At 65.9% G+C, this 23739-nt stretch carries 17 protein-coding genes and 2 tRNA genes; 10 read left to right on the top strand and 9 right to left on the bottom strand.

What is annotated here, in order from left to right; genetic code table 11:
- Positions 1-28 precede the first annotated feature (28 nt).
- Positions 29-7300, bottom strand: a complete 7272-nt coding sequence (locus tag VF992_12105; GenBank protein HEX9341892.1) for a PQQ-binding-like beta-propeller repeat protein — start codon at positions 7298-7300, stop codon at positions 29-31.
- A 293-nt stretch (positions 7301-7593) separates the two neighbouring features.
- Entirely contained in the window at positions 7594-8670 is a 1077-nt protein-coding gene (locus VF992_12100) for an aminomethyltransferase family protein (protein ID HEX9341891.1), read from the bottom strand.
- A gap of 126 nt (positions 8671-8796) precedes the next feature.
- Here VF992_12100 and VF992_12095 point away from each other — a divergent pair, with 126 nt between their 5' ends.
- Positions 8797-9096 (top strand): hypothetical protein, encoded by a 300-nt coding sequence (locus VF992_12095; protein HEX9341890.1) that lies wholly within the window; start codon positions 8797-8799, stop codon positions 9094-9096.
- On the opposite strand, the gene VF992_12090 is transcribed toward VF992_12095, so the two are convergent.
- Positions 9093-9899 carry a hypothetical protein gene (locus tag VF992_12090; protein HEX9341889.1) on the bottom strand — a complete coding sequence of 269 codons (807 nt, stop codon included), beginning with the start codon at positions 9897-9899 and terminating at the stop codon, positions 9093-9095. The genes VF992_12095 and VF992_12090 overlap by 4 nt on opposite strands.
- Before the next feature lie 116 nt (positions 9900-10015).
- Between VF992_12090 and VF992_12085 the strand changes: the two genes are divergently transcribed.
- Positions 10016-10552 (top strand): NUDIX hydrolase, encoded by a 537-nt coding sequence (locus VF992_12085; protein HEX9341888.1) that lies wholly within the window; start codon positions 10016-10018, stop codon positions 10550-10552.
- A 25-nt stretch (positions 10553-10577) separates the two neighbouring features.
- A complete protein-coding gene (locus VF992_12080) occupies positions 10578-10892 on the top strand; it encodes a nuclear transport factor 2 family protein (protein ID HEX9341887.1) in 315 nt (104 codons plus the stop codon).
- Positions 10893-10971: 79 nt separating this feature from the next.
- Here the strand turns inward: VF992_12080 and VF992_12075 are convergent.
- Positions 10972-11056 (bottom strand) — tRNA-Leu (locus VF992_12075).
- 134 nt (positions 11057-11190) lie between these two features.
- On the opposite strand from VF992_12075, the gene VF992_12070 reads away from it, so the two are divergent.
- The 6 genes from VF992_12070 to VF992_12045 all read left to right on the top strand — a co-directional run bounded on the left by VF992_12070 (position 11191) and on the right by VF992_12045 (position 17653).
- Positions 11191-12642, top strand: coding sequence for an NAD-dependent succinate-semialdehyde dehydrogenase (locus VF992_12070; protein ID HEX9341886.1), 1452 nt, complete (start codon positions 11191-11193; stop codon positions 12640-12642).
- Between the two features lie 137 nt (positions 12643-12779).
- Positions 12780-13571: an Ig-like domain-containing protein gene (locus VF992_12065; GenBank protein HEX9341885.1), complete on the top strand. Its 792-nt coding sequence runs from the start codon at positions 12780-12782 to the stop codon at positions 13569-13571.
- 85 nt (positions 13572-13656) lie between these two features.
- Positions 13657-14340, top strand: coding sequence for a thermonuclease family protein (locus VF992_12060; protein ID HEX9341884.1), 684 nt, complete (start codon positions 13657-13659; stop codon positions 14338-14340).
- 141 nt (positions 14341-14481) lie between these two features.
- Positions 14482-15732: a crosslink repair DNA glycosylase YcaQ family protein gene (locus VF992_12055; protein HEX9341883.1), complete on the top strand. Its 1251-nt coding sequence runs from the start codon at positions 14482-14484 to the stop codon at positions 15730-15732.
- A gap of 224 nt (positions 15733-15956) precedes the next feature.
- A complete protein-coding gene (locus VF992_12050; GenBank protein HEX9341882.1) occupies positions 15957-16505 on the top strand; it encodes a hypothetical protein in 549 nt (182 codons plus the stop codon).
- Between the two features lie 956 nt (positions 16506-17461).
- A complete protein-coding gene (locus tag VF992_12045) occupies positions 17462-17653 on the top strand; it encodes a hypothetical protein (GenBank protein HEX9341881.1) in 192 nt (63 codons plus the stop codon).
- A gap of 184 nt (positions 17654-17837) precedes the next feature.
- On the opposite strand, the gene VF992_12040 is transcribed toward VF992_12045, so the two are convergent.
- The 3 genes from VF992_12040 to VF992_12030 form a co-directional block, all read right to left on the bottom strand.
- Positions 17838-17925: transfer RNA gene (locus VF992_12040), tRNA-Ser, on the bottom strand.
- A gap of 43 nt (positions 17926-17968) precedes the next feature.
- Positions 17969-19591 carry a phenylalanine--tRNA ligase subunit beta gene (pheT, locus tag VF992_12035; GenBank protein ID HEX9341880.1) on the bottom strand — a complete coding sequence of 541 codons (1623 nt, stop codon included), beginning with the start codon at positions 19589-19591 and terminating at the stop codon, positions 17969-17971.
- Between the two features lie 80 nt (positions 19592-19671).
- Positions 19672-19938: a hypothetical protein gene (locus VF992_12030; protein ID HEX9341879.1), complete on the bottom strand. Its 267-nt coding sequence runs from the start codon at positions 19936-19938 to the stop codon at positions 19672-19674.
- A gap of 197 nt (positions 19939-20135) precedes the next feature.
- Here VF992_12030 and proC point away from each other — a divergent pair, with 197 nt between their 5' ends.
- The gene (proC, locus tag VF992_12025; protein HEX9341878.1) at positions 20136-20954 is read left to right on the top strand and encodes a pyrroline-5-carboxylate reductase; all 819 of its coding nucleotides are present in this window, start codon (positions 20136-20138) and stop codon (positions 20952-20954) included.
- 53 nt (positions 20955-21007) lie between these two features.
- Here proC and ilvD read toward each other — a convergent pair whose 3' ends face one another.
- Entirely contained in the window at positions 21008-22687 is a 1680-nt protein-coding gene (gene ilvD, locus VF992_12020; protein ID HEX9341877.1) for a dihydroxy-acid dehydratase, read from the bottom strand.
- A gap of 63 nt (positions 22688-22750) precedes the next feature.
- Positions 22751-23731, bottom strand: coding sequence for a ketol-acid reductoisomerase (ilvC, locus tag VF992_12015; protein HEX9341876.1), 981 nt, complete (start codon positions 23729-23731; stop codon positions 22751-22753).
- Between the last annotated feature and the right edge of the window lie 8 nt (positions 23732-23739).

Here is a 23739-nt window from a genome sequence, read left to right as displayed (position 1 = left end):
GGGGAGGGCCGAAGCCCTCCGTTCGCGCTCAGAGTTCGCCGTCGGTTCCGCCGCGGCCGCGCCGCAATTCCTCGAGCTCGCGCTTCGACTCGCGGTAGCGGACGAACAGGAACACGCTCGCCGTGACCGCGACGATCGTTGCCAGTAGGAAGACCAACGAAGTCGCCGAGGTCGCCTGCCGGGAGAACTGCTCGAACCCACCCGACGTGACGTCGATCACGACGAAGCTCTCCCGGCCCGCGGTGCTCGCGGTGATGACGACCAATCCCGGATTCTGTGGCGCGGTGAAGACGCCCTGCTGGTTGATCGATCCCGCCGTGGTCTCCCAGGCGACCGTCGCTCCCGTCACCGCGTTGCCGAACTGGTCCGTCACGACTGCGCCGAAGTCCAGGGTCCCTCCCACGGCCACGGTCGTCGCCGGCGCGTCGATGGAGATTCCCACCGGCGGGCCCGCGACAATCGTCAGGGTGATTGCCTGCGAGATATCCACGACTCCATCGCCGTCCACGTCAATCCCGGCGGTGAGCTGCACGGACGCTGGGGTCGTCGTGATGGGGGCGTGGTACAGGATGGTGCGGCCGTCCGGCGTGAGCAACAAAGGCGCTGGGCCCGTGCCTGTCTTCGTCCACTTCACAACGCCCTCGAGGTTTGCGTTGCGGTACACGTCCCGCACCGTTGCGACGACCACCGTCTGGGAGTCGACCGACACACTGCTGGACGTCTCGATGTCCACCGTAGCCGGGGCCGCCGGGACGATGGTGACCGTCTGGTGGCCCGACTTACTGCTCGAGGCAGCGGTCACGAAGCCGACTCCCACCGTCGTCGACGCGGTGAACACCCCGTTGGAGGTGATCTGACCGACGCCGTTCTCCACACTCCAAGTGAGCGTCGCACCTGCGATCGGGTTGCCGAACCGGTCCGTCGCGTCCGCTACGAAGGTTCGCTGAGAGCCCGCCGGGATGCTGACATCGCCGTCGAAGGGGATTCCGCCGACGAGCATGGCGACCTCAATGCGATCGAGCGGCCCGGGCCGCACGTTCACGGTCGCGGTGCCCACATGCACCACACCGTCTTCGTCCGTCGTTGACGCCTCCAACGTCTCGGTGCCCGCGATGATGTCCGCGACATAGAGAGCGGTGTCGCCGTTGACTTTGACGACCGAGCCGAGCCCCGCCCGCGCGAGCCAGTCCGCGTCCTTCACCCGGATTGGATTGTCGAACGCGTCGAGCGCGTGCGTCTTGAAGAGGAGGGCTTTGCCGACCTCGACATCCGCCACGGCGGGCGTCACGAGGACTGTCCGGACTTCACCGGCCCCCTTACCGCCAAAGGCGTAGACAGCGCCGTTGTAGTCCTCGAGCCAGACCCAGCCTCGCTGAACCGCAGGCGAGGACGTCGACGCGAAGGCGACCAGGGGATCTGTGTCGACGATGTCGCCCGTGGATGCGTTCAAGGTCCGGAACTTGCCGTCCCAGGCAGTTCCGTAGAGGTACCCGTTCGCGAGAGCCGGGGAGCTTGCCACAGGCCCTGCGATGGACGTCCGCCAGAGGACCGCACCCGTTGCCATGTCCAGGGAGACATACTCCGACATAAAGTCCCCGAAGTAGATTGCCGATCCGTCGGTCGCCGGCGTCGAAGAGTCAATCAGCGAGAAGCCGCCCGTGGACCAGATCACGCTGCCCGTGTTCCCATCGATGGCGTACATCGTCCCAGAATAGGTGCCGACGAAGATGATGCCCTGCGCGACGAGCGGAACGGACGTGATCGTGTTGTCGAGCTGAGCGGACCACACGACGCTTCCCGACTGTTCGTCGAGCGCGTAGAGCCAGCCCGAAATCGTCCCGATGTACACGTTTCCGCCGCTGATGGCGGCACCTCCGAAGGGCAACCCGGTCGCGTTGAAGAGCCACAGCAACTGGCCACTCAACGAATCAAGGGCGTACACCTGTCCGTTGTTGAAGTCGTTCCACGTCGCACCGACCACGCGGCCGTGCGCGTAGGCCATCACGACCCGCGCGTTAAAGTTCAAGCCGGTCTCGTCCGGGCCCACCTTCCAGAGGATGGATCCGTCCGTGGCATCGATGGCGAAGACGTAGCCACACGATCCGTAGAAGGGCGGGTTGGGGGGGCACGACCCGATGACGCCTCCGTTCGTGCCGTAGAACGTCGCGTAGACGACATTATCGTTCGGGTCGCTGGGACTTCGCTGGTCAACCGTCACCGTGCCGGTGTAGTAGAACGAGTCGCCGAACGCTTGCTCCCAGATGACATCGCCCGTGAACGGATCGTATGCCCTGAGGTATCCGTCGAGGGTCGTGCTGTACACGATGTTGTCCGCGACAACGGGTCCTGTCCACAACTGGAGCTGATGCCCCCCGGTTCGCCACAATTCCTTCATCGGAGGCGCATGGGTGCTCGGCGACAGCCCGGCGCGCTTCTGGTTGTTGTGGAACGTCGGCCACGCCTCGTTCGGCGGCGCGACGATCTCGATCACGACCAGGCCGGTGCCGGATGCGGAAGTGTTCAGGGAGGATGTGCCCTTCACCGCGGTCCGCTGGACCGTGTCTTCGGGGGCGTCCCCGGGGACGTTGACACTCACCACGATCGAGGCGCTCCGGAGGCCGGGCACGAGCCCGACGTCCGGGATCCCGTCGCCATCCGTATCGGCCAGCGGCGTGACGCCGTCCGCCTTGTAGAGATGGATCGTCCAACTCTGGTCCGAGACCGCGGTCACGTCGATCGTGTCCGCGAACCCGCCGGTGTTCCGAACGTTCATCGTCGCGTTGACCGTCGCGCCCGGATTCGGGGTGAAGTAGCCGCGTGGCCCGACCGAGACGCCGGGTGGCGGCACGGTCGTCGTGAGCTGGGACTCCTTGTGTCGCGTCAGGTCGTTGCTCGACGTGAACCGCACGACCGCCGTGTCGGCGTCGCCCGGATTGACCGCGGCGGGGACCGTCACTTCGACGATGACCGTCGTGTTCTTGCCGGGGTTCAGTGGGCCCGTGTCCGGGATGCCGTCGCTGTCCGTGTCGGTGAGCGGCGTCCTGTCCGCCTTCAGCAGATCGACCGTCCAGCCGTGGACGCCGAGCGTCTTGGTGGCGTCGAACGTGTCGGGACCGGAGATGCCGATGTTCTTGACGGTCAGGTTGTAGTCGACCTTCGAATCCGGCACCGCGTCCTGCGACGCGCGGGCCGGGGACACCGTGAGCCCGATCGGCAGCTGCCCGAAGAACCCATGGATGTTCCCTGCGTAGTCCTCGACCCAGACCCAGCCATCCGAGACGGCGGGGAACGACGTCGCGCCGAAGCTCGACGTGAGGGGGTCCGAGTCCACGATCGACCCGTCGAGCGTGTCGAACGTGTAGAGCGGGCAGTAAAACCAGCAGGTCCCGTACAGGAAGCCGTTCGCGAGGGCGGGTGACGTGCCCACCGCTCCGCCGACGCCGGTCCTCCAGAGGAGCGTCCCGTCGGAGGCGTCGAGGGAGACGTACTCATCGTTGTAGTCGCCGAAGTAGATTGCAACGCCATCATACGCGGGCGTCGACACGTCGATCAGGTTGAATCCGCCGGTCGACCAGACAATCTCGCCGGTGAACGCGTCGAGGGCGTACATCGTGCCCGAGTACGTCCCCTCGTAGATCAGGCCGTTCGCATAGAGCGGCGACGAGGTGGTCGTGTCATCGAGCGTTGCAGACCAGACGAGGGAACCGCTGAACTCGTCGACGGCGAAGACGGTGCCTCCGATCGAGGCCATGTAGACGACGCCCGCGTTGACCGAGGGCCCGCCAAAGGGCAGGTCGCCGGTCTGGTACGCCCACACGACGGAGCCGTCCGTGGCGTTCAGCGCGTAGATCTGGCCGCCCCAGGCGCTCCCGAAGACGAGGCCATCCGAGTAGCCCATCATGATCCGCGCGTTGAAGTCGAGCCCGCTCTCCGAGCCGACGACCCAGATCGTGTCGCCCGTGTACTCGTTGAGCGCGTACACGTATCCGCCGGAGGAGCCGTAGAACGTTGCGTACAGCACGCCGTCGTGGCCGACCATCGTGCCCGTGTAGTAGTACTGGTCGCCCAGATGGCGGCTCCACAGTATCTCGCCCGTGAATGGATCGCGCGCCCGCAGAGTGCCATCGAGAGGTGCGGAGAACAGGATGCCGTCCGAGAGGACCGGGCCGTTCCAGAGCTGCAGGAGGTACGGGCCGTCTGCCCAGATGAGGTCGATGGGCGGCTGGAAGTTGCTCGGCGACCGCCCTTGCCTCGGGACGTTGTTGTGGAACGTCGGCCATTCGACGCTCGGCGGCGCAGTCGGCGGTTTCTCGGGTGTGACGAAGGTGTAGTACTGCGAGTTGTTGTTGTCGAGCGCGACGTTCCCCGCCTCATCCGTCGATTGCACGGCGTAGTAGTACGTCTTGTTCGCGGTGAGACCCGATAGCGTGATCGAGTGGCCCGTCACCATGCGCGACGAGGAGGCTTGGTTCCCGGGCGGACTTGTGTCGCCCCACCACACGACCGAATCGGACCGCTCGTCCGTCGTCCAGACGATGGTCGCGCGGTTGAAGCGTAGATTGATCGCGGCGATGCCCGAGATGACCGGTGGCGTGTCGTCGACGAGGGCCGTGGCCGTCACTGGACCGCGCCCGCCCGATCCATCGTCGTTGTCGTAGTACAACGCGGTGATCGTGTCGCCGTCCTGGACTTGCAGGAGACCGTCGCCGGGTGCCGGAGTCACGCTGTTGTCCAGTGGGATCGAGCCGTCGAACACGGAGGTCGCGTTGCCGGTCTCCGTGAGCGTCACGAGCTCAGGAGTCGTCTCCGTGCTCGAGCTCATGTTCACATCGACGGTGTCCGGGTTGTTCGGGTCCGTGTTCAGGCCCGTGTCGACGACCTTGATGTTCACGGTCGCCGAGGACTGGTAGCTGTTGTGGTCCATCTGGATGATCCCGCGCTGCGTGGCGATTCCGCCGGTCATCACGATGGCGTAGGGCTGCGGCCCGTTCGGCACATCGTTCGCCGTGACCGTGACCGTCCAGACGCCCTCCTGGACGCCCGTGATTACGAGGACCGACTCGACGTTGTTCCGGTGATCGGAACGGGTCGGGTTCGGCTTGGACTCGCCGGGGTTCATGCCAACGTACTGGTTGCCCGCGTACAGCGTGCCGTCGGGGGCGTGGACGGTCAGGTCCAAGTCGTTCACGAGGCACGGATTGCAGCCCGCGGTTCCTGGATAGTCCGACCACACGAGGGTGATCTCGACCGACTGGGACGCATCCCCGATCGCGAGGCTGTAGTTCGTGACGTCGCCCGTGTTGAGACCGTTGCGGTTGTCGTCCAGGACGAGGCCGCGCGCGTCCCCCTGGAACGCGAGGGCATCATCGAGGGTGAGCCGGCCGAAGCCCTGGTTGTCGTTCGGATAATAGGATTCGCCAAACCCGTACGCCCCGGTGCCGGTCATCTCGCGCGCGCTGTTGATCGCCGTCGCCTTGATGAGCGCGGCGGTAGGCGTGAAGCCGTCCCCCGGGACCGGCGCTCCGGTCGGGTACCAGCCATCCATGTAGTATTGGCGGACGAGCGCCATGCTACCGGCGATCGTCGGCGTCGCCATGCTCGTGCCGCTCAGCTGCCAGTACTGTGTGCCGTCCCCCCCGGGATCCAATCCCTGGGCGGACCACACCGAGACACCGGGCGCGGTGATGTCGGGCTTGATGCGCCCGTCCTGGGTCGGTCCGCGGCTGCTGAAGTCCGCCATGTTCTCGAGGCCGAGCCCGTTGACCGTCGCGCCTGCGGTGATGATGTTCTTCGCGGTCCCGAAGAGGTTCATCGACCGGAGGCCTCCCTGTCCCGCATTAGCCGCCGCGAAGACGACGAGGAAGTCCTGGTTGTTCCAGATGAAGTTGTCCGTGTCCGCGGCTTCCTGGATATACTCGGCTTGGAAGTCCACGGAACCCCAGCTGTTGGAGTGAATCCACGAGTCGCGATCGACCGCACGCTGCCAGACGTTTGTGATGGAATCGAAATACACGAAATTGCCGTCGTTGGACATGTCCGTCATCTGAATCCAGGCGTCGAAGGCTTGGCCGTCGTGCGGTCCCGCCGTGCCGTTCGAGCCGGTCGCGTCCCCGTTGTAGACGTGCCATGTGCCGTCGTCGCCCGCGACGCTCCCCGAGGTGTGCGTTCCGTGGTTAATGCCGTTGTCCGTGTCGTCGCAGTTGTCGCTGCACGCGGGATAGTAATCGGTCAGCTTGCGTGCACTCGGACCCGGCGTCGTGTTACCCGGATCCCAGAAATCGGGGTGCTTGTAGTCGATCCCGGTGTCGCCCAACGTGACCGTCTGACCGGTCCCATGGATTCCGTGGTCGTGGATCGGCGTGGCGAACGTGTCCGTGTCGCCGCTCTGCACGACCCAGCGTGCAAGGTCGTTGAAGACGTATGGCTGGACGAACCGGTCGACGTACAACACGCCGGGCACGCGCGCGAGCAAGGGAAGCGCGCCCTTGTCGACCTCGACGCGGACGCCGCCGGAGTTGCCCCAGGAGTACGTGATCTGCGTGCCGCCCAGGACGGAGGCCGCGCGCGCGATCTCCGGCACGCGGGACGTCTCGAAGGCGGTGACCTCGAGGGAGATGCGCGATCCGGCGCCCGACGACGGCGCGGCGGCGCCGCCGAACGAGGTCTGCGGCCCCATCGTCGATCCGGATGCGGACGTGTCGAACTTCGGGGAGAAACCGGAAGCGGCCGTCGCGGCGCCGCCGGAGGAGCTGACGCTCTTCGCGGGCATGCCGCCGGCTCCGAGGGTCGTCGTGGCGCCGCCGTTCAGGGAGTCGCCGCTGCGGTCGCGCTCCATCGCGCGCTCCGTGATCAGGGCGTATTCATCGGAGAGGCGGGGACTCAGCTTGTATGCGGGCTGGAAGACGCCGCTCCACCGAACGACGGGGAGGGCGGCCGCGCGATCGATCGCGGGTCCATCGGCGCGGACGACGAACGCGTTGTAGGCGAGGTACTGCAAGATCGTCACGCCGGTCGCCGCGAGCATCGACTTCATCGCGGGCGTGACGGGTCCGTTGAATTGAACGATGTAGTAGAACTGTTGGTCCCGGGGGACCGTGTCGTACCGAAGGGATGCGGGAATCGACGGGGTCTGTGCGAGCGGATCGAATTGGAAATTATTGATCGTGACGTACTTCATATAGTCCGGAAGCGCACGCGGCATGATCGACGGCCGTGCGGCCGTCGCCGGCGTCCCCAGGATTAGGAACGCCGAGAAGACCATCACGAGCACCAACGAGATTGCGACGATGCGACTCCACATGCGGCGAGACACGGAATTCGCTTCTGTAGGCGACTGAGAACTCACGTAAACCCCTTCCCCGTCAACGGTACGGACTCCCTCCCGGCGAATTGCGCGAACGCAAAATCCGCCGGCCCCAGGTGCGCCGGGCATTGCAATGACAGAAGATAAGGATAACGGAAACGTGCGGTCGGTCCGGCCGGACGACGCGTCTTCGACCAGACATTCCAGTCGCATCCTCATCTCCGCGCGTCAACGCATCAATTGCGGCAAGGCATGTCGACGATCCGAAGAGGCCGCCCCATACGTCCGGCTCACGCGCCCGGACGGACGAACGGCAGCGGATGGAGTTTCGCGCGGAGCGACCAGCCGCCGCGGTCGACGAACAGCGTCTCCGTCGGCGACACCGCATCGACCCGCACGAGCGCGAGGGCGACCCCCCACCCGAGGGTCGGGGACCACGCGGCGCTCGTCACCCCGCCGACCGTCTGGTCCCCCCTCAAGACGGGATCACCGCGGACCGGCGGCGTGTCCGCATCGATTCGGAGGCCGAGCAACTTGCGGCGGACCTGGCCGACGTACGTGCTGCGGGCGACGGTCTCCTGCCCGACGTAGCAGCCTTTCGTGAAGCTCAGTGCCGATTCCGGGGCGACCTCGAGGGCGAGCGTCTCCCCCGACATGTCGGCGCCGAACCGCGGCACGCCCGCCTCGATCCGCAGGACCTCGTACGCCTCGCGGCCGATCGGCGTCGCGCCGCGACGGACGAGCGCCGCCCATGCATCCGCGAGGGTCGCGCCGGGCGACCAGATCGCGAAGCCCCGCTCTCCCGTCGGCCGGATCCGCGCGACGTGCCCGACGTGTCGCTTGTCGACCCGCACGCTCGCGTAGATATCGAGGGAAAGGGCGCGAACATCCGCCCCGAGCGCGCGTACGACCACGTCGTCCGCGCGGGGGCCGTGGACGACGAGGTGTCCCGTCGGCCCGAGGTCGCGGAACTCGACGTCGTCGCTCACGCGGGCCTTCTCGAGGATCCCGAGGATCGTAGGCTTCTGCGCCGCCTCGATATCGAGGACCAGGGACTCCGGGAACGCGTACACGCGGACGTCGCCCAGGACGCGGCTCTTCTCGTTCAGCAGGAGCGCGTACGCGGAGGCACCGGGCGTGAGGACCTTGATGTCCGCGGTCACGAGCCCGTCCAGGAACAGCACGCGCTCGGAGCCGGTGAGCTCGATCTTCGCGCGGTCGCTCACGTCGATCACGCCGGCGCGGGTCCGGACGGCACGCACCTCCTCGTCCAGGCTCACGTACCCGGAGGGGACGTTCCACTCGCCCTCCGGCCGAAGGATCGCCCCCGCGACGTCGTGGAGGGTCTGGAGAGGCAGGTCCTGCATGCGGATCGAAGGATGCGACGGTTCCACTTGGATGTTGCGCCCCCATCGCTCCGGCCGCGCACGGCACATCGGCCCGAGGGCGCCGGGCGTCGGAACGTTGATATCGAGGTGCGTCTTGGTACGCGGATGATGCCCCCCGAGCTCCGCGACGGCCGGATCTCCGTCTTCGCGAAGCGGATCATGCGGAAGCCCCGCACGCTCCACTGTCCATACTGCGATGGCAAGGTCCTTTTCACCCGGAACGAGGAACACCTCGACGCGAAGAACTGCCCGCATTGCGGGATGCGCGTCGAGCGGCGGGAGTGGCCCGAGAAGATGTACGACCCGATGCCGATCCTCCGCTCGCAGCCCGGCGGTCCGGACGCCCTGAAGATCGAGACGACGGATACGAAAGAAGAGCCGAAGAAGGCCGAGAAGAAATCCTAGCCGAAAACGGCCCCGCATTTCAGGCAGTCGCTCCAGTACTTCCCGACCGGCGCGCCGCACTCCCCGCATTCGCCGCCCCGCGAGGTCTGGTCCGCCTTGACGACGACGAGTTCCGTTGCCGCCAGTTTCGCCCAGCGCGGCTCGCGGACGATCAGGAAGGCGTAGTCGTCTGCCCACGTTTCGAGTTCGAGGAACGCGATCCGCTTCGGCGCGATCAGGTCATTCACGCCTTTCACGAAGTCCCTCGGGTTCTTGAACCGCACGACGCGCTCTTGGTCGCCGAGGACGAGCTTCCCCTTTCGGAGGCCGAGCTCCCTATCCAGCCAGGTGATGTCCTTCATCTCGGCCGTCAGCTTGAACGAACTCAGCCGGGGATTCACCTCCCCGAGCAGCGCCGCCGGCTCGAACTCCTCCGGCACGCGGAACCCGAGCCAGTCCGCCAGGATCCGCGTGACGGCGCGGTACGGCGCGGAACGGTAGTCCGCAAGGAACGCCGCCGCGCCGCCCGGATACATGCCGATCCGTTTTTCGAAGACCGCCTTCGTCGCGGGGACGGTCAGGCCGAATTCGACGAGCGCGGCGTGCACCTCCCCGGTGACGGCGGCGAGGTCGGGCGGCTTCGCCGCTAGCGGTTCGGCCGGCTTCGCCGGCTTTGCCGGCTTTGCCTCGGGTTCTGGTTTCGGGGCTTTCTGTTCCGGCGGCGCGACCTTCGCTTTCGGCGCCTCTGTCGGTTTCTCCTCCTCCGCTTCCTCTTCGTCCTTCCCCTTTTCGGGTTTCTCCTTCTTCCAGAACTTGAGGGGCATTGCTGCGCGCGTACCCGGGTCGCTCGTATTAAGAGTTGTGCTCATTGGACCCGAGGGCGGCGGATCATCGACGCGACTAAGTATCCGACGCGCCTAGTCCCGCCCGAGGGACCGGATTGGGGGCCGCGCCGCGGGTCGTCGGCACGAAACGTCTGCGGGACGCATGGCCGCCGATCTCCGAAGACGAAGTCGAGTTGCCGAGCGGGAACCGGAAGCGGTGGGTGCGGCTTCACTTCGGCACCTCCGCCGCCGTGTTGCCCGTCGCGAATCACCAGATCATCCTCACGCGCGAGTACCGTCACGGCCTCGGGCGGATCGCGTTCTCGCTGCCTGGCGGCAGCGCGAAAGACGGCGAGAGCCCGGAGGCGTGCGCCCGGCGCGAACTCCTCGAGGAGACGGGCTTCGAGGCGAAACGCTTCCTCGAAATGTACGCGGGGAACAACCTGACCGCCTACCTCGAAGGGACGTTGCACATCTTCTTCGCGAAAGACTGCCGTCCGACGGACCGCCGTCCGGATCCCGACGAGATTGTCGCGGTCGAGCGGATGAGCGTCACGCAGGCGCTCGCCCGCGCGCGCTCCGGCGAGTTCGAGTCCACCGTCGTGACGCTCGCGATCCTCATGGCGGACGCGCGAGGCTGGCTCGTCGGGTGAGGGCCCCGGGGGCCAGGGGAAGCAGATGAGGGCGGAGGAACTGACGAATCCCGTGGTGCGGGCAGTGGTCGTAGCCATCCGAGACAGCGACCGCAACGCATTCTTCGCGGCCTTCGCGACCTCGGCGACGCTGACCGACGACGGCGAGTCGCAGCACCTGCGTTCATGGGCGGATCGGGAACTGTTCCGGTCCCGTGGCCGCCTCGATCCCGAGCGGGAAGGGCGCGATGGTTTGGACGTGTTCGGCAGATTCCACTCGGATCAGTGGGACATGCAGACCGTCTGGCGATTCCAGGTCGCGGGCGGACTCGTTCACCGCCTCGACGTCGCGGCCCTGTGAACGAAACTCGATGGCGCGGGGTGCGGCTCCGCGGCGGAGGGAGCTCCGAGAGCATCTCGGTTCCGAGTCAGCTGAAAGATGCGTGGGGCAGGATTTGAACCTGCGAACCCCTTCGGGACAGCGACCTCAACGCTGCGCCTTTGACCAAGCTGGGCCACCCACGCACGCGCCGCTTTCATTGCAAGATTCGTTATTAAACTTCCTTCGGGAGACGGCCTCGCATCAACCGCCATCGTCGTGGCGCCGTCCACAAAGGCTATTTTGCGGCGCAGCCGTAGGGTGACCCGAGGATCCGCCAATGCCCGCGTCAAAACGAGGAACCCGCGGCCGCGCGCCCGCAAAGCGCCGGACCTTCCAAGTGATCAACCCCGCCACGGGCAAGCCGCTCGCCACGCACGCGATCGCGACGCCGGCGGAGGTCCTCGCGAAGGTGAAGAAGGCGCGCGATTCGTTCCAATCATGGTCCCGACTCGCCCCGGAAGAACGCGGCGCCTACCTGTCGCACCTCGCGGAAATCCTGCGGAAGCACAAGGACGAGTACGCGCGGACGATGACCCTCGAGATGGGGAAGATCATCCGCGACGCAATCGCGGAGGTCGACAAGTGCGCGTGGGCCGCCGACTACTTCGCGCAGAACGGTCCCGCGTTCCTGCGGCCGGAGACCGTGAAGACGGAGGCCGCGCGATCGTACATCGCGTTCCACCCGCGGGGCGTGCTCGGTTCGATCATGCCATGGAACTTTCCGATGTGGCAGATCGTCCGCTTCGCGGTCCCCGCCCTGATCGCCGGCAACACGACGGTCGTCAAGCCCGCCAGTGCGTCCCCGCAGTCCGGGCTGAACCTCGAGGCGGCGTTTCGAGAGGCCGGCCTGCCGGACGGCGTCTTCCAAATCGTCGTGGGAGACCGGACGACCGCGACCGCCTTGATCCGCTCGCCCGTATCCGTCGTCAGCCTGACCGGTTCCGTCGGCACGGGAGTCGCCGTCGCCCGCGAGGCCGCGAACGACCTCAAGAAGGCGATCCTCGAGCTCGGCGGCTCGGACCCGTTCATCGTCGCGGAAGACGCGGACCTCGACGCCGCCGCGAAGGGCGCGGTCGCGGGGCGCTTCATCAATACCGGGCAGTCCTGCATCGCCGCGAAGCGCTTCTTCGTCGTTGATTCCGTCGCAGAGGAGTTCGTCGCGAAGTTCGCGGAGAACATGCGGAAGCTTCGGGTAGGGGATCCGCTCGATCCTTCGACGGATGTCGGGCCGCTGTCCAGCCGGACGCAGCGGGACGAAATCGAAGCCCAGGTCCGGGATGCGGTCCGGAAGGGCGCAACGATCGAGGTCGGCGGAAAGCGGATAGCGCGAGACGGATGGTATTTCGAGCCGACGCTCCTGACGGACGTCACCGATGAAATGCGCGTCTTGCGGGAGGAGACGTTCGGTCCCGTCGCGCCCGTCGTGGTCGTGCCGGACCTCGACGCCGCGATCCGCGAGGCGAACGACTCCGAGTTCGGCCTCGGCGCGAGCGTCTGGACGCGCAACCTCGCCCGGGCCGACGAACTCGCCAGCCGGATCGAGTCGGGGATGGTCTTCGTGAACGGCACCGTGAAGTCGGACCCGCGGATGCCGTTCGGGGGCGTGAAGCATAGCGGCATCGGACGGGAGCTGAGCCGCTACGGCCTCCTGGAAATGGTGAACATCAAGACGGTCGAGATCTTTCCTTCGGATTCCGGCGGGAGCGCCGTTCGGACGAACACAGAATAGCGAGGGCGGCACGCCCTCTGTGTAGGGGTCGAGTCCGCGACGACGCTCTTCATGAACACCGAAGCGCGGTGAAACCTTCCCGGACTCGGCCGACGGATTTATCTGCCTCCTTACTACTTGCCGCCGACCGGAATCCGATGCCCGTTACGGATCGAGGACTCGATGCTCGTGCGTTGTGGTTCTCACTCCTTGTCGGCGTTGCAGTGTTGCTCGCATCCTCTGGAAACAGCGCGGGAGCAAACCCGCCCTCGCTCCAAATCACCGCGCCCCTGGAGGGCGCCTTCATCGCGTCCGCCAGGGTCGCGGTCACTTGGGTTGTCTCGGATGCCGGCGCGGGACTCACGGAGATTCAGGTCGGCCTCGATAGCGGATCTCCCGTCAGTTTGCCGGGGACGGCCACTCGCTACAATATCACCGGAGTCTCCGACGGCAGCCACGCGATCCACGTGACCGCCGTCGACCAAGCGGGCAACACGGGGGTTGCGACCGTTAACGTGACGGTGGACACGACAGGGCCGGGCCTCAAGGTCGACCTGCCCCTCTCGGGGAGCGTGATCACGTCTTCCCAAGTCACGGTGATGTTTTCAACGGAAGATGCGACCTCCGGCGTGGACCGGGTCGAGATCCGCGTGGATGGCGGACCGGCCCGGAGCCTCAGCGGCACCGCGACCTCCTACGTGGTTACGGGCCTGGCGGACGGAACCCACACCGTGACGCTGACGGTCTTCGACCGGGCGGGGAACTCCGCAACTTCCGCTCCGGTCTCGTTCCGGGTTGACACCTCGTTCTTCAGTCCATCGGGGCCGTACGGTCCCGGAGGGATTGCGGCCGTGGTGATCGTATTCGCTGCGGCGGCATTTCTCGCCTTCCTTGCCTTTCGGCTGAAACGTCGAGGGTCGACACCGCCATCCGCACCGCCTTCGCCATGACCCCCGGTCTGCCAACCGCGTTCCGAATGAGGCGACCGCCGGATTCAAAGAGGCTTCAAGTAGCCTTTGGTCCATCCTCCGACCGGTGTCTCGCCGCCGTCGGTACTCGGTCCTCGTCTCGATTGCAATCGGGGCCGCCGTGATCGCCGCCGCGTTCGCGGCGACTCACATGCCGACTTCGCCTTCATCGGCCGTCAACGAGCCACCAACCGCTCCGCCTCCTCCACCGCCCGAGGCCTCGCCGTGCCCGAGGACGGCCGGACTCTGCGTCGAGCGCAACGTGACGCGAGTCATCGATGGAGACACCCTCGACGTGGAAGGCGGTCTCCGAATCCGGCTCGTACTCGTCGACGCGCCGGAACTGAACGAGTCAGGCGGCCCCGAAGCTCGAGACTACCTCGACGCCCTATGCCTCGGAACCCGCGCCCTCGTCGATGAAGACGATTTCCAGATCGGCGGCGACCGCTACGGACGAATTCTCGCGGTCGTCTCCTGCGGCGGCACAAACGCGAACGCCGCGATGATCGCATCGGGCCACGCGCTTCCCTACTACCTGTATTGTGCCGCGAGTGAGTTCGGCGGCGCCGAGTGGACGGGATGCGCCTCTCCTCCTTCTGGGACGTGCGATCCGTCGTACCCGGACCTGTGCATCCCTCCCCCGCCGCCCGATCTGGATTGTGCGGACATCCCCTACCGGAACTTCCGGGTGCTGCCTCCAGACCCCCATCACTTCGACGGCGACGCGGATGGGATCGGATGCGAGACTTAGCCCTCGCCGGTCCGGAGCGCTGCCGTCGGTTGGTTGGAGACAGGCTACTGACCGGACCTACTTCACGATTGCCGTTCCGCGGCGACTGACACTGGCGGTGCAGCAAGCTTAATAGCCGCGACACAGGCTGGCCAGGCCTCGTTGAGCGAAAAGGCCATCGAGACATCCTTGGAATCGGCGAGGCGTCTGGCGGTCATGAAGCAGCACCTCGCGGGCAACGTGCCGCAAAGACCGACGAGGGAGCACATCCTGTCCGTGGTGCGCGACCTTTGCTACGTTCAGTGGGACCCCATCGACGCCGTCGCACCGTCCCATGTCATCTCCTTTTGGAGCCGCATCGGGAATTTCCGGCTGTCGGACCTCGATGGATTGCTGTGGGAGACGAAGGAGCTCTTCTTGCACTGGACTCCTATCGCATCCATCGTGCTCACGGAGGACTATCCAATCTACGCTTCGATGATGAAAAGGTATCCGGAGTCCCTCTCCGATTCTTGGGGAGGACAGAAGAAGAGAGCGCGGGCTTTCTTGGCCGCGCACGTCGAACTGCGGAGGCGAATATTGAGTGACCTCAAGAGGGGACCGCTTGAACTCAGCGAATTCAGGGACTACGTCCGGACGAAGAGAAGTACCAACGGATGGTCTTCCGGAAGCGACGTCTCGGCCATGCTCTTCCATCTCCTGATGAGCGGAGATGTGATGATCGTCGGCCACCGGGGATACCAGAACATCTGGGGCCTCTCCGAAGAATTCCTGCCGCCTCAGGTGAAGCGGCAAGCCCTGACCGAGGAAGAATTCGAGCGTGAGGCGGCCCAAAGGGCCATCCGTGCCCTCGGGACCGCGACACCCCGCGAGATCCACCTGTACTTTCCACGCGGCCGATACCTGAACTTGAAGAAGACCCTCGCGCAGCTGCAAGAAGCATCTGTCATCCACCGGGTTCACGTCGCCGACCTCGGTGGCAGAGATGAGAGATACGTCCATGATCAAGACGTCCCACTCCTCGAATCGATGCGTTCGGACGGGTGGCAGCCGAGGATGACCCTGTTGGCTCCTTTCGACACTCTCATCAACAGCACGGGCCGGACGGATCGACTGTTTGGCTTCCACTACATCCACGAAAACTTCCTTCCGCCGAACAAAAGGAAATTCGGGACCTTCGTGCACCCGATCCTGTGGGGGGACCGGCTCATCGGCAGAGTTGATCTGCTCCTGGACAAGCAGAACGAGAAGCTCTTGGTCAAGTCGGTCCACGCGGAGCGCGGCGCTCCCGGCGACAAGGATGTCTCCTCGAAAATCGGCAAGACGATCGAGGCGTTCGCGGGGTTTCTCGGGGCGAAGGAAGTCGTATACCCAGCCCGCGTCCCAACGGCGTGGAAGAATTCCCTTCACTAGGTCAATCAACACTCGGGAAGGACGCTGAGGGGGATGTAGCGGACTACCGGACCACCGAATGCTGATTCGGGTCCACGACGTTATCGTTCTTTAGAAGACTGATCTGCGTTCGCGAATTGCAGTCACCGTCTTCTCTTGGGCTAACCGAAATCATAATGGTCGGCAAGGCCATACCCCGCGGGACGGGGACGGGGACGGGCGTTCCGTCCAGGTTGGTCGAGGAGATGAAACGTGGAAGGCTGATTGTGTGGGCCGTAGCGTCATTGCTGATTCCGATGGCGCTGATCGTGATTGCCACGCCAGCGCGGGCATACGGCAACACGGCCGTGTGGCAGCTCGGGGTATCACAGAATTGCAACAATCCAAGTCTGTGTGACCAGCTCGGGGGATTCTGGGGTTGGGTCGAATTCGACAACGACAATACCGGCGACGCGACGTTGGCCGGTTGCGGCCATTTGGTCGGTCCGTTCGGCGGTGGGGGCGCTGACGCATTCCAGATCGAGATTGAGGGCTGGTTCATTGCCGATGGGTTCACCGGGATGCCCGACTTCTTCGTGACGGGCGGAACGATGACCTTCACGGGGCACACGGGAGGGCCTCCCGTGACGATCCCGCTCACGAACCCGAATACGGGAGACCCGGTAACGCCGGCGGATCCCTTTGACACCGGCTTCCCCGCGGTCGCGGGCCACTACGACCTCGCGCAAATCTTCGGGTTCAGCGCGCCCGGCGTCAACTTCGTGATTCAGGTCGTGCAGATCCCGAACCGCTAAACCGACAAGGGCTGCTGGCGTCGCATCGTCTGCCCGAGCGAGAGCATGTGAGACCACGTGCTAGAATTGCGGATCGTGACATTCGATCGCACCCAAGCTCGTGCCCTCGAGGCTCCGTTGTGGCATCTGCCGGAACCTTCTGTAACCCGGTGATGTCTTTCCCCATCTGTGGCTTCAGAGATTGTTGCTCCCGCACCGGTCGAGCGCCGCCTCGGAGATTCGTCCTATCGAGCCGAATCGAAAAGGACGGGCATCTAAGACAATCGGTTGGCCACTCGTCCTCTACAAGCGGGGACTCAAGCTCCATTTGGGTTCAGAATGGCATTGACGGGCCTGAAGGGCGAGATTTCCATCCCGAGACCTGTGCGGCAGCCTCCCGAGCCGGTCTCGGATTGGCAAAAGGTTTGTCGGCCGTACCGCTCATGTCGCGGCGTCAGGAACCGCTGACAAACGGGGGACGGATCGATGTCGAGTTCGGGGGGCCATATGCTCATCGGGGAGCGGTTGGCGAGGCGACTCGAAGGCCTTGCTTGGGTAAGCATCGTCGGGACGGTGTTCTTCGTCCTCGCCGTCACCGCCTTGCACTTCCTCCGCCCGGATTACAATCCTACAACGCGCCTCTTGAGTGACTACGCCGTCGGACCGTACGGATACCTCATGACGGCGGCTTGGTTCGCCCTCGGGCTGGTGTCCTTTGCGTTGGCCCTCGGAATCCGGGATGGAATGGGCCCGTCACGAGCGAAGAGCGCCGGATCCGTTCTACTGGGGGTCGCTGCCGTCGGTGGGTTTCTGACTGGCATCTTCCCGCCGGACCTCGAAGGAAGTCCTTCAACGACCACGGGCGCGATTCACCTTGTGGTCGGTTCGATTTCGTTCGTCGCGTTCTTCGCTGCCATCTTTGTCAATTCAGGGGTTTCCGCACGAACCCGGCATGGAGGTCGAATTACCGCGCGTCCTTGGCGCTTGGATTCGCGGCCGTCATCATCCTGGCACTCTTCCCCGTGTTCGCCAACGCGGGATGGCCGGGAATCAGCCAGCGGGCCGCCATTCCCGTCATCTCGCTCTGGCTGTTGTCCACGGGAAACCGGCTGCGGTCCGTAGCTCGCGCGAAGGTCCCGACGGAAACGAGCGCGCGATCCGTTGCGTAGACCTTAATTGCGGACCCAGGCACTCTTATCCGAGGGCCATGAGGATCCTTGGAGTCATGCCGCATCATCGAATGCCCGGCGATTCATTCCTAATCACGCCCGATTCGTCTCATGCGAGCGGTGTTCCGACTCAAGATATCTCGTACAGAACTGGTCATTGCTTGGATTCGGTGCTCGGGAAGGACGCTGAGGGGGAGATTCGAACTCCCGAGGGCCTTGCGGCCCACCAGATCTCAAGTCTGGCGCGTTCGACCGGGCTTCGCTACCTCAGCGGCATCGCATCGTCCGAAGCAAGAAATACCTTCTCCCGTCCGATCATCGGGAGGGAAGCAATGGCTCCGCATCGAGTTCCATCGCGATGACCGGTTGCACGAGTGCGTACGCGTCGAGGATCCGCGGATGGATCTCGCCGAATCGACCGAGATCGCGTCCCTCCGACCGCACGACGGCCGCTCGTCCGGGGATGAAGTTGTCGTCCTCCACCGCCTCCACGTCGGCCTCGCGGCCCACGTCGCGCATCAAGCTGAGCACGAGCGACTTCGCTTCCGTGAAGGAGGCTTTGTGGTGCATCGCGGCGGCCGCGAAACGCCGCACATTGCGCGCCTCGAGGACGACGTCCGCGATCTCGAAGATCCGCTGCGGGAGTTCCCGGTGCTTGTTCAAGCGGAAGATGTTCAGCAGCGCGGGGAGGAGCGACGAGCGCAGCGTCGTGAAATCCTCGGAGAACGGATTCGCAATGATCGCTCGGAGCGGGGTCGTGAACGAGTCTCGCGCAGAGGCCACGGTCAGGGACATCACTTCCTGGTAGCCGTACCCGATCAGCAGTTCGCGGAGCGCCTCCGATAGATCGTTCGACACGAGCGACACCCCGATCGTCTGTCGCCGCGGCAGGCCGCGCGGGTACCGGTCGTAGCCCCACGCAATCGCGAGGTCCTCCGTGAGGTCGTCTTCGTGCAGGAGGTCGAGACGGTACGCCGGCGACCGCACCCGGATCGTCTCGCCGTCCGGCCGTGCGTCGTGGCGCATGCGGGCCAGCAGGTCCGCCGCCTGCTCCGGCCGGAGGGGCAGACCGAGGAGGGCGTTCGCCCGATCGAGGTGGACCGCATGGTCGGTCGGCGACAGGTTCGGCGTCTCGATCGTTCGGTCGGCGTACCGCGTGCGGACGGTCTCGATCCGACCGCCTCGTTCCGCGAGGGACGTCGCGACGATCGTGAGGCAGCCTTGGGCCGCGTCGAGGTCCGTGCCGGTGACGTCGATGAACAGGTTCCGCGTCTCCGACGTGAGCTGCGTCCGGATGCCGTTGATCACCGGCGGGAAGCTCAGGACCTCGCCGTGCGCGTCCGTGATGAGCGGGAACCGCGGCTTCGAGGAGACGAGATGCGCGTATTCGCGGCCCTTCTCATGCCTCGTCAGGATGTCGGCGAGGTCCATCTCCTCGGCGAGCCCGAGCGGGGTGAAGCGCACGCTCTCCGGGGCGACGGCCCGGTAGGCGAACGGCGGCGTCACCCGGTCGACGTCGTGGATCCCGATCGCGACCTTCTTGCGGCGGCGCCCGACCGTCAGATGGAGCTTCTCCTGGAGGTCGACGAGGGAGCGGAGGAGCGCGTCGTCCATCTCGAGCCCTCGCACGATGCCGCCGACCGCATACGGCCGGACATCCGCGACGCTCGGGTCCACGACGAAATCGATTTCGGACGAAGCGAGGGAGTACGCCGGCAAGCCCGGTTCGATCCCGAGGTATCCGCGGAGGGCGCGCGCGATCCCTTCGACGGAGTACAGGTCGGGCCGGTTCGGGAAGATGTCGAAGGTCATCACGTCGCCCTCGACGCCCTCGGGCCCCGCGCCCATGAACGTGATGCGGTCGACGCACTCCTCGAGGCTGAGTTGCTTCCCGAGCAAGTCGATCAGGTCGCCGTGGGGCACCTCGACGTTCGTCACGGACGGCGCGGATGAAACCTCACGGTTAATAACGTTTCAGATGGGCGGGAGAAAAAAAGAGAAGAAGTGGCGGTCCGCGGCTACGGAGAGGCACCGGCCGCGCCGTGCCCGCCCTTGGCGACGGCGGCTACGGCCGCACCGATCCCGCCACCCGCGGCTCCACCCGCCAGCGCGTTCTTCACGGCCGTCACGACCTCGTAGCCGTGTGTCATCGGCGGAATGTGCTGGAGCGCGATCGCGAGCCCGGGGATGTCCCCGTGCGTCGCCGCGGACGCGGCCCCGAGGGCCGCGGCCCCGACGGCGGCTCCGATCGCAGCGGCGACCCCAATGGATACCAGATCCGTCACCTCTACCTACACGGGGACGATTTCCGGATAAGGCGTTTATGGTACGACCATCGAAGGTGCTCCCGTCGTGGGGACGCTGAACGCGCGCCTGGCGGGTGCCTCGGGCCCGTCGTGCCCCTGCTGCAGAGATTATATCTCCTGAGGACGTACGAAGACGGGATCATCCAGGGGGTCAGCACACGACGGACGGAGACCGAGTGATCGGGATCGCAGGCGTGGGCAAGATGGGCGAAGCGCTCGTCCGAGGCCTCGTCACGGGCCGCGTCGTGCCGCCGTCGCGGGTCCTGGTGAGCGACGCCATCCCGCCTCGCGCGAAGGAGATCGCGGGGAAGTACGGCGTTGGCTACGTCGAAACGACGTCGGCGCTCGCCGGTCGATCCGATGTCCTCGTCCTTGCGGCGAAGCCGAAGGACATGCCGGCGCTCGTCGACTCGATCGCCGGCCATGTGAAGGAGGACGGCCTCGTCGTCACGCTCGCGGCGGGCGTCCGCACGGCGTTCGTCGAGCGAGTCCTGAAGGGCCGGGGCCGCGTCGTCCGGATCATGCCGAATCTGGCGTGCGCCGTCGGCGAAGGCGCCTCGGCCTTCGCGCTCGGCAAGACCGCGACGGATCGCGACGCGCTCGTCGTCGAGGAGATGTTCGGGTCCCTCGGCCGCGTGACGATCGTGGACGAGCCGATGCTCGATGCGGTCACGGGGCTCAGCGGGAGCGGACCGGGCTTCATCGCGGCCCTCGCCCATTCCATGATCGACGGCGGCGTCCGGTCCGGATTGCCTCGGGACGTCGCGACGAAGCTCGCGCTGCAGACGATGAAAGGGACTGCGGAACTCCTGTTGATCGACGGCCTCGAGCCGATGAAGCTCTACGAGATGGTCGCGACCCCGAACGGGACGACGATGGCCGGGTGGTCCGTCATGGAAAGTCGAGGGGTTCCGCAGGCGATCAGCGACGGCATCGTCGCCGCGTCGAGGCGCGCCGCGGAGCTCGCCGAGGAGACGGCACGGGCGCACGGCTAGCGGTGGTCCGCGAGGTAAGAAACTTCAACAGGTTTGTTTCCGGGCTGATGCGGCTACCCGCACAGGGCGCCTTGCGATGCCGATCCGACGAGCCTCGCATACTTCGCAAGGGCTCCCGAGACGTATCGAGGTGCCGGGCGCGTCCATCCCGTGAGCCTCCGCCGGGCCTCGTCGTCCACTAGGTCCAGGCGCAACGTTCGCTTCGGGACGTCGACTTCGATCGAATCTCCGTCGCGCACCCCGGCGAGCAATCCGCCATCCCAGGCTTCGGGTGAGACGTGGCCCACCATCAAGCCGCGCGTCGCCCCGGAGAAACGGCCGTCCGTGACGAGGGCCACCTCGTCGCCGAGTCCCTGACCGACGAGGGCCGCGGTGATCGCGAGCATCTCCCGCATCCCGGGCCCGCCCTTCGGCCCTTCGTACCGGATTACGACGACATCCCCGGGCTGAATCGCCCGCTGCTGCGCGGCCTCAAACGCGGCTTGCTCGCCGTCGAACACTCTCGCCGGACCCCGATGCGACAGGCGCCGGACCATCGCGGTCTTGACGACGGCCCCCTCGGTTGCGAGATTGCCGCGAAGAATCGCGATCGTCCCGGTCGAGCTGATCGGATCCACGATAGGTCGCACGATGTCGCCCGGGATCTCCATGGGAGCGCTGCGCAACCGCTGCGCCATCGTCGCCCCGGTCACCGTGAGCGCGTCGGGATGCAGGCGACCTCCCTCGAGGAGGCGTCGCAACACGCCGGGAACCCCCCCGGCCCGGTGGAGGTCCGCCATCACGTATGCACCCCCGGGCTTCATGCTGACGAGGTGCGGCGTTTTCCGGGCGATGCGGTCGAACGCATCGAGTTCGAGGGACACGTGGGCCTCGTGGGCGATCGCGAGTAGATGCAGGACCGCGTTCGTCGATCCCCCCATCGCGGCGTCGAGCGTGATCGCGTTTTCGAACGCCTCATACGTCAGGCAGTCCCGCGGCTTGATGCCCAGTTCCAACGTCTTCATGACAGCGTGGCCGACTTCCTCGGAGTGCGCCTCCCGTTCCGGATCCACCTGGGGGATCGCCGCATCCCCGGACAATGCGACGCCGAGCGCCTCCGCGCACGACGCCATCGTGTTCGCGGTGAAGAGCCCCGCGCACGTGCCCGCACCCGGACACGCCGTCCGTTCGAGTTCGGCCAGCTGAGCGGCGGACATCGTCCCGGCGGCAAAGGCGCCGACCGCCTCAAAGACGTCTTGGATCGTGACGTCGCGGCCCTCGAATTTCCCCGGGAGCATCGGGCCGCCGTATGTGAAGATCGACGGCACGTTCAGCCGGGCCATCGCCATGATCGAACCGGGGATCGATTTGTCGCATGCGGCGCACGCGACGAGGGCGTCGTAGCGGTGCGCGTGCATCATCAGCTCGATCGAGTCCGCGATGACCTCGCGACTCACGAGGGACGCTCGCATGCCCTCGTGGCCCATCGCGATCCCATCCGACACCGTGATCGTCATGAACTCGCGCGGCGTTCCGCCGGCCTCGCGGACGCCGGCCTTCACGCGCCGTGCGACCCGGTCGAGATTCAGCTGGCACGGGGTCGCCTCGTTCCACGTGTTCGAGACGCCGACGAGGGGCCGCGCGAGATCCGCATCGGTGAGGCCCATGCCCCGCATCATCGCGCGCGCCGGCGCCCGCTCCGGACCCTCCGTGACCTCCCAGCTGCGATGCTTCAGTCGCTTCGGATCGACCACGCTCGATCCCCCGTCCTCGCGATGGTCCATCGGCGGATATGGATATCGACGGGCACGCCGACATCAGCGGAACATGCGGCGCACGTCGCGGCCGACCCGTTCGAGCGTCGAGTCCGGCGCCTCCTTGCGCGCCTTCGTGAGGGTCGGCATTCCCTTCCGGTACTCGTCGATCCAATCCCTCGCGAACGCGCCCGACTTGACGTCCTTGAGGAGGCCTTGCATGTTCTTGCGGACGTGCGGGTCGATCACCCTCGGGCCGCGCGTACGCCCTCCGAACTCCGCCGTGTTCGACACGCCGGCCCACATATGCTCGATCCCGCCCGCCTGGATCAAGTCGACGATCATCTTGAGCTCGTGCAGGACCTCGAAGTAGGCGAGCTCGGGCTGGTAGCCCGCGTCCACGAGGACATCGAACGACGTCTTGATGAGTTCCGACACGCCGCCACAGAGGTCGACCTGCTCCCCGAACAAGTCGGTCTCCGTCTCCTCCGTGAAGGTCGTCTCGATCACGCCGACCTTCGTCGAGCCAAGGCCCTTCGCAATCGCGAGCGCGATCTTTCGCGCGTCCCCCGTGGCGTCCTGGTGGATCGCCATCAACGCGGGCACGCCGAATCCGCGCACGAAGTTCTCGCGGACGGCCGCGCCCGGCGCTTTCGGCGCGACCATGATGACGTCGACGTGTTTCGGCGGCACGATCGTGCCGTAGCGGATGTTGAACCCGTGCGCGAAGTCGAGCGCCGCATCCTTCCGTAGCGCCGGCGCGATGTCCTTCGCGTACACCTCGGGTTGGACTTCGTCGGGGATGAGCATCATGACGACGTCGGACGCCGCGACGGCGTCGGCAATCGGGAGGACTTCGAGTCCGTCTTTCTTCGCCATGGTCCACGAGTCTCCGTCGGGCCGGACGCCGACCACGACATCGGCCCCGCTGTCGTGCAGGTTCAGCGCCTGCGCCCGCCCCTGGATCCCGTAGCCGACCACCGCCACCGCGCGGCCGTCCAGCGTGTGGACGTCCGCATCCTTCTCGTAGTATAGGTTCGCCATGTCCTCAC

It is taken from the genome of Thermoplasmata archaeon (genome assembly GCA_036395115.1).
GTDB lineage: Archaea > Thermoplasmatota > Thermoplasmata > RBG-16-68-12 > RBG-16-68-12 > RBG-16-68-12.
This window is presented reverse-complemented; position numbering and strand designations above follow the sequence as displayed.